The sequence below is a fragment of the Bradyrhizobium sp. CCBAU 11430 genome (assembly GCF_028128855.1).
Classification (GTDB): domain Bacteria; phylum Pseudomonadota; class Alphaproteobacteria; order Rhizobiales; family Xanthobacteraceae; genus Bradyrhizobium; species Bradyrhizobium ottawaense.
In genome coordinates this window covers 550,068-556,861 of record NZ_LBJV01000003.1, presented here as the reverse complement: position 1 = coordinate 556,861, position 6,794 = coordinate 550,068, and the positions used below count along the sequence as shown (strand labels likewise).

Annotated in this window: 6 protein-coding genes; 1 reads left to right on the top strand and 5 read right to left on the bottom strand. The window is 66.4% G+C overall.

Annotated features, from left to right (window positions below):
* Nucleotides 1-741, bottom strand: a 741-nt coding sequence (locus tag XI04_RS02540; RefSeq protein WP_271623365.1) for a DUF1522 domain-containing protein, incomplete at its 3' end; no start/stop codon positions are given.
* Between the two features lie 322 nt (nt 742-1,063).
* Between XI04_RS02540 and flbT the strand changes: the two genes are divergently transcribed.
* Entirely contained in the window at nt 1,064-1,501 is a 438-nt protein-coding gene (flbT, locus tag XI04_RS02535; RefSeq protein WP_028144338.1) for a flagellar biosynthesis repressor FlbT, read from the top strand.
* A gap of 102 nt (nt 1,502-1,603) precedes the next feature.
* Here flbT and XI04_RS02530 read toward each other — a convergent pair whose 3' ends face one another.
* The 4 genes from XI04_RS02530 to XI04_RS02515 are packed head-to-tail and all read right to left on the bottom strand — an operon-like array spanning nt 1,604 to nt 6,776.
* Nucleotides 1,604-3,103 (bottom strand): pyridoxal phosphate-dependent decarboxylase family protein, encoded by a 1,500-nt coding sequence (locus XI04_RS02530; RefSeq protein WP_028144337.1) that lies wholly within the window; start codon nt 3,101-3,103, stop codon nt 1,604-1,606.
* A complete protein-coding gene (locus XI04_RS02525) occupies nt 3,100-4,353 on the bottom strand; it encodes an ATP-grasp domain-containing protein (protein ID WP_038951234.1) in 1,254 nt (417 codons plus the stop codon). The genes XI04_RS02530 and XI04_RS02525 overlap by 4 nt, the downstream gene beginning before the upstream one ends.
* Before the next feature lies 1 nt (nt 4,354).
* Nucleotides 4,355-6,004 (bottom strand): hypothetical protein, encoded by a 1,650-nt coding sequence (locus tag XI04_RS02520; RefSeq protein ID WP_038951235.1) that lies wholly within the window; start codon nt 6,002-6,004, stop codon nt 4,355-4,357.
* Nucleotides 5,994-6,776: a hypothetical protein gene (locus tag XI04_RS02515; protein WP_028144334.1), complete on the bottom strand. Its 783-nt coding sequence runs from the start codon at nt 6,774-6,776 to the stop codon at nt 5,994-5,996. Before XI04_RS02515 ends, XI04_RS02520 begins: the two co-directional genes overlap by 11 nt.
* Nucleotides 6,777-6,794 lie beyond the last annotated feature (18 nt).

The window sequence follows — 6,794 nt, the reverse complement described above, 5'->3', positions numbered from 1 at the left end:
GTAGACAGTGGTGTTGCCGCTGCCGTCGGTGACGAGGTTGCCGCTGACGCCCGAGCCGGACGCAACGCCAGTCGAGGCCGGAGCAGAGCCCGAGCGGAAGGTGATGGTCTTGCCGTTCACGGTCAGCGTGTCGCCGTCGGCGGGCTGGGCGTTGCTGGCCAGGCCGGTGGCGGTGGTGCCGTTGGTCGCGATCAGGGTGATGGCGCCGGTCAGGGCCGTGGTGCCGTCGCCGGCCGTGCCCGCAGTGCCCGTGAAGGAACCGATGGTGGCGCCGAGGGTCGTGGTGCCGCTCGCCGCCGTGGTGCCGCCGGCCGCGCCGCTAAACACAACGTTGCTGCTTGCGGTCGCGCTGGCGAAGCTCGTCGTGCCGCGCAGGTCGGCCGCCGTCGCACCGGCGATGGTGGCGGAGACGTTCGACTTGGTGGAGTAGCCGACCGTGGTCTGCAGCGCCTGGTTGGCGATCGACTTCGCAGAGTCGATCAGCTTCTGCAGCGAGGTGATGCCGGTGTTGGCAGCCTGCAGCACCTGCACGCCGTTGGCGATGCCATCGAGCAGATTGTTGATGTCGCTGGCGCGGTTGTCGAGCGACTGGGCGGTGAAGAAGTTGGTGGGATTGTCCAGGGCCGAATTGACACTCTTGCCGGTCGACAGACGGTTCTGCGTGGTGGCGAGAAGATCAGCAGTGGACTGGAGGGAGAGGAGGTTCTGGCGAACCGACGCGGAGAGGACGATGCCTGACATAACTCTGTTACCTTTCTGGTAAACGACGCAACTGTTACTCGTCTGCTTGGATCGAGAGTGACCCAGCGACCGGCGGACCGTGGCGCCGAGACCTCTAACGAAACATGAAATGAAATCCGTGCCTTTGCCGGGTTTCGCGTGATTCGGCCGGGGACGCCGCGCAAGATCGCCGCGCAGCCGCAAGGGTACCACCTTGAAAATATTGCGGTTTCCCGCGTGAACGGCGGGAATTTACAGGTCGTTAACTAATTCCGAGCGAGAATCACGTCTTAATAGGCCGCAACGAGCGCTCGGTTACGAAAGCGTTGATGGAGAACAGGCAATGGCCCTCAAGGTCGAGCTCAGACCGCACGAACGCATCATCGTCGGCAACTGCGTGATTACCAACACGGACCAGCGCGCGCGCCTCCTGATCGACGGCGACAACGTGCCGATCCTGCGCGAGCGCGACATCCTCACGCCGGAGACCGCGGATTCGCCGGCGAAGCTCGTCTATCTGGCGGTCCAGCTCATGTACATCTCGCCGGATCCGCAGAGCCAGCACGGCACCTATTTCAACCTGGTGCGCGATATCGTCACCGCGGTGCCGAGCGCCTGGCCGATCATCGAGGGCATCAACAACAACATCCTGAACGGCGACCTCTACCGGGCGCTGAAGGATGCCCGCAAGCTGATCGCCTATGAAGAGAAGCTGCGGAGCCAATTCGAGGCCACCCATCCCCAGACGGAAGCGGCCAAGGACGTGAGCTCCGCCGCCTGACCGCGCGCGTTCGCGCGGCCGCCACGCGAACGACCCAGTCCGCAAACGACAACGGCCCCGGATCGTCTCCGGGGCCGTTGTCGTTTCAGCCATGCACCAGTGCTATTGCGCCGCGAGCGGCGGTGCCTCGACCTCGATCATCCCGTCGCCGCACCGCCGGCCGCCGAACTCCAGCACAGCCGCGACCAGCGCATCGATGTCCGCCTCCTCGGTGCGGTGATTGACGATCGCGGCGCGGATCGCAAACCTGCCGCCCAGCGTCGTGCTCGAGGGAGCTGCTATTCCGGACTCCTGGATGTCGGCGACAATCTCGCGATTGACCGCATCATCGGCACGATAGCGGAAGCAGACGATATTGAGGTTGACCTGCGCCAGCAATTCCAGCCGCGGTTCAGCCATTACGCGGGCCTCCAGATATTTCGCCAGCGCGCAGCTTCTCGTGATCGTCGCACCCAGCCGATCGGTGCCGAATGTCTTCAGCGTGAACCACGTCTTCAGCGCACGGAAGCCGCGCGACAGATCTGGGCCGAGATCGCAGGGCCAGACCGCGCCCGCCGCAAGCCCCCTCGCCTCGCGGCGCAGATAGGCCGCGGGCTGCGCGAAGGCCTGCCGATGCAGCTCGCCGTCGCGCACCAGCAGGAAGCCAGCGTCGTAGGGCACCTGCCCCCATTTGTGAAAGTCGAGTGCAATGGAATCTGCGAGCTCGATGCCGCCGAGCAGCGGCGCGAGCTCGGGCGAGAAGATCGCGAGCGCGCCGAAAGCGCCGTCGACGTGAAACCAGATTCCCTCCTCGCGGCACAGCTCCGCGATCGCCTTGAGGTCGTCGATCGCGCCGATGTCGACGGTGCCGGCAGAGGCAACGACCAGGAACGGCGTGAAACCGACCTCACGATCGATTGTGATCTGCGCGCGCAGCGCGGCTACGTCGATGCGATGATCGGCATCGACGCCGATCTTGCGCAGCGCGTCGGTGCCGAGCCCGGCGATGTCCATCGCCCTGGAGACGCAGCCATGCGCGGCCTGCGACGTATAGGCCGTCAGCAGCGTGCCGTCATTGCCGATGCCGTATTGCCGCGCCAGCGTGCCGAGCGCAGCGTTACGCGCCACCAGCACCGCCATCAGATTGGCCATCGACGTGCCCGTGACGAAGATGCCGCTCGCACTGTCCGGAAACGCGAACAGGCGGCGCATCCAGTCGACGATCTGGCGCTCGACCTCGATCGGCATGTGGTCGCGTCCGCCGAGATTGGCGTTGAGGCCGGCTGCGAGCATGTCCGCGATCATGCCGACCGCGGTGCCGCCGCCATGCACCCAGCCCATGAAGCCGGGATGGACGTTGCCGATCGCATACGGCGCGACGTGATCGGCGAATTCGCGGTAGACCTCGGCGAGGTCGCTCGCCTCGCGCGGCACGTCGGCCTTGAAGGCCGCGCGGGTCGCATCGGGAATCGGCTGCCAGACCGGACGCGCCCGAACGTTGGCGATGCCGTCGATCGCATCGTCGAGCATGCGATGGGCGAGCGCGCGAAATTCGCTCCAGTTCTGCGGGTCGAGCGAGGCGTGCGCGACGGAGCTTTGCGCGTTGCGGATGATCTCGTTCATGCTGCACTCCCCTCGCCGGCTCCTGCATGCCGCGACAGCATCGCCGAGAACGCCGCAAAGATCTTTCGCATCTGTGGCGGCTTGTAGGGAAACACGACCGGCGAATCCATGTTGTGCACGACGGCGGTGTTGTCGGCCTCGAACACCAGGAGCTCGCCGTCCTGGTTCTCGGCGCAATCGACGATGAAATAATCGAGGCCGACACGCCTGCTCATCTCGTCGAGCGCGCGTCCGTGGCGCGCGGCGAAGGCGTGATCGAAGTCGCGCATGAAGATCGCTTCTTCTGCCCGCTTCTCCTCGCTGAACGCCATGTAGGCGTTGAGATACCAGATGTCCCAGCGGTCGGCGATCGCCATGTGGCAGGCGTAGGGTTTGCCGTCGACCATCGCGAGACGATATTTGCGGTAGAGCCCGTCGGGATTCACATAGTCGACGAAGCGCGCGACGAAGAAATCCTGCTCATCACGCTCGGCAAGGTAGGCTGCGAGCGCGGCCGCATCGTGGAGCTTCGCGAGTCCGACGCCGGCATGCGATCCGCGCGGCCGCGCGATCATCGGAAAGCGCAGTTCGGCCGCGATGTCCCGGCAGGCGATCTGCCCTCGCGAAAGCTCGGACAATTGCGCGCGCGTCGCGTGGATGGTCGCGGGAATGTCGAGACCCGGCACGCCGGCCAGCAGCCGATGCAGCTTGTCGCGATCGAGATTGCCGATGCGATCGGGACGATTGAGCAGCGGCCGCGGCCAGTGCGGCGCGGCCTTCTCGATCGAGGCGAGCGCATCTCGGCACTCCTCGGAATCGGAGGCGACCACGATGGCGACGTCATGCTCCGGCAAATTCTCCGGCAGACCGACGCCCTTGACCACGTAGAGCGTCAACAGCTCGATGTCGGAGTCTTCGAGCAGAAAATCGATCGGCGTGTTGCCGCCCATGTCGATGTCGGCTGCCAGCGCGAGCACGCGCAAGCCCGGCTTCGGAGCAGCGCCCGGCGTGCGAAACAATTGGTGGAAGCTCAGTACCTCCGACTGGATCGCAAGCCCCTGATCCTTGTCGCCGAGTAGCTGGGTGATCAACGACAGATCCAGCCCTTCGCCCGCCAGTGCGGTCCCCGCCGCGATCCGCGCCAGCAGCTGGTCGCGCAACGGATGCAGGTCGACGCCTTCGAAGGCCTGGCGCGTCAGCTGCGCAAAGCCGATGCGATCGGCGTAGTTCGCCGCCGTCATGCGAAGCGGCGCGGAAACCGGATGCTGCATCTCACACCTCGAACGCGGAGTTTACCGGCACGGCCGCAACCGCGCCACGGTCGAGCAGCAGCTCGATCTTTACCAGGACATGGGCGATGCGATCGAGAATCTGCTGCACGTTGCGTTGCGCCTGCGCCATGTCCGGCGACCAGGCCTCGGTCACGAGCCGTGCGCCGACGCAGAGGCGCAGCACGGCCTGCGGTGCCTCGCCCTGCCGCTCCAGCCGGACCGGCTGGCCGATCAGGCAGCGCTGCACGGCGACCTGCCGGTCCGCCGCACTGCCGCCGATCGCCTCGTTCATGTCACGCGCCAGCGCCCGATGAACGGCCGCGGTCTCGGCGATCGAGACCGGCTTGCCGTCGCGCAGCAGGATGAACGGAAAGATCGTGGTTTGTGCAAATTCCTCATCATCCACGCCGGCGGTCCCGATCGCGGATGGGACGGCGCGAAGCGAAGGCGACAGCGCGATCATGCTGTCGATGCCGGCGGCGAGCTCGGCGAGCATCTCGGCGCGGAAAGCCCCTGATACGGAGTAGTAGCGGCCGATCTCGGCCAGCGCCGCTTCCCAGCGCAGCCATTGACCGAAATTCGGACGGCGTTCGAAGCGCGAACGCAGCGCCGTCCAGGCCACCGGCCAATCGCAACGGCCGGCATAGTCGAAGATACCAGGCGCAAACCCCTCGACCCGGTCGAGCGACCGCGAAAGGCCCTTCGGCACCAGCACCGCGCCGCTGAAGGCGGGCCCACCGAAGAATTTCGAGCCTGTCATCAGCACCATATAGCCGCGGTCGAGATAAGAGCGCAGCCGGCGGCGGCCGAGCCGGGCCTGGCAGGCGTCAACGACGATCTGGACCTTGCGCGGCCAGCGGCGCGCCATCTCGTCGAGACAGGCCGCGCTCGGTGCGCGCCAGCCGAGCTTCGATGCGTCCATGATGTGGAGCAGCACGGGCGCGCCTTGCGCGATCGTGGCCTCGATCGCATGCAGCACCGCGGCATCCGCGTCCGCGCGCATCGCAATCCCCGGCGCGGTCCCGAGCAGCGGCAATGCGAGACTGGCGCCGGCGAGCCCCGCAACCGCACCGTCCTTGCGAACCGCGAGGCCGCTCGCCGTCATGGAGCTGAAATGGTGCCCGCGGGCGGTGTGGATCGTCCCGCTTCCGGTCTGGTCGGCGCCGACCACGATCGTCACCGGCGGCGCGCCGAGCACCGCGCGCGCCAGGAACAGGGCGTGGAGCTGGGAGTCGGTGCCGGAGGGCGAGAACACGACGTCGACGCGCGGCGAGAGCTGGAGATGGCCGCGCAGCTCGTCCCGCATGTCCTCGCAGCGCGCATCGAAGGCGACCTCGACCTCGTCGAACAGGCACTTGTGCATCAGCTCTTCGCGCGCCAGCGCGGCACGGTCGTAGGCCATTTGCGAGATCGTCGATGCGGTCGAGGAGGCGAAATTCCAGATCTCCGGCTCCGGCGAAGCCGCGCAGCCATAGCCGTTGACGCGATCGCTGGCGTCGAGCGCCAGCCGCGGATCACCGCCGGAGACGAGCAGCGTGTCCAGTGGCGTGAAGAGATCGCGCAGGCGATAACGCGAGCCGCCGTCGGGGGCGCGCTCCTGACCTGACAGACGGGATGCGCCGGCGCTCATCCCGGAAGGCTCACGCCGCATCGGCCGCCGCCGCGGGCGCCGGCGCGAATTGCGAGGCGATGTCGCCGTGGAATACCGACGGCCCGACGTGATCGAGCGAGCTCTGGATATCGGCCCAGATCTCGCCGCCGATATCGGTCCAGCGCTTGCAGAAGGCGAAGTCCTCGGAAAGATACGTGCCGGTCGCCGGATCGATCATGCATTCGAACAGCGCGAAACGGTTCTGGCTCGCCGCCAGCGTATCGTGCGAATGCTCGCGGAAGAACTGCAAGGCCGCATAGTCCGGATGGCGGCACATCGCCTCCAGCGCCTGGCGCCGGATCATCAGGAAGCCGGTGCCCGCATAACGCACCCGGGTGAAGCCGTTGACCACGACGATGCGATCGGGGTCCTCGATCTCGAGCACGTAATCGAGCGAGGCGGCCGGCACGTCGGTGCGGCCGGCGTCAATCGCACGCTTTGCCTTATCCCAATTGACCCGCTTGATCGGATAGCAGCCGGCGACGACGTCCGCGCCGCATTCGATCAGCCTGAACACCTGCTCCGGCTTGAAGCCGATATCGGCATCGATGAACAGGAAATGCGTCGCCCTGGGATCGTCCAGGAACATCGCGACCAGATTGGCCCGCGCGCGGGTGATCAGCGCATCGCCGTCGCGCAGCAGCACCTTGAGCTCGAGATTGGACATGCCGTGCACGGCCCGCTGCAGCGCGAAGATCGAGCTCGCATAGATGCTCGACACCTGCCCGCCGAAGCACGGCGTTGCCACTACCAATTGCATCCTGTCCGACATCGGCAGCTCCGCCCCGCT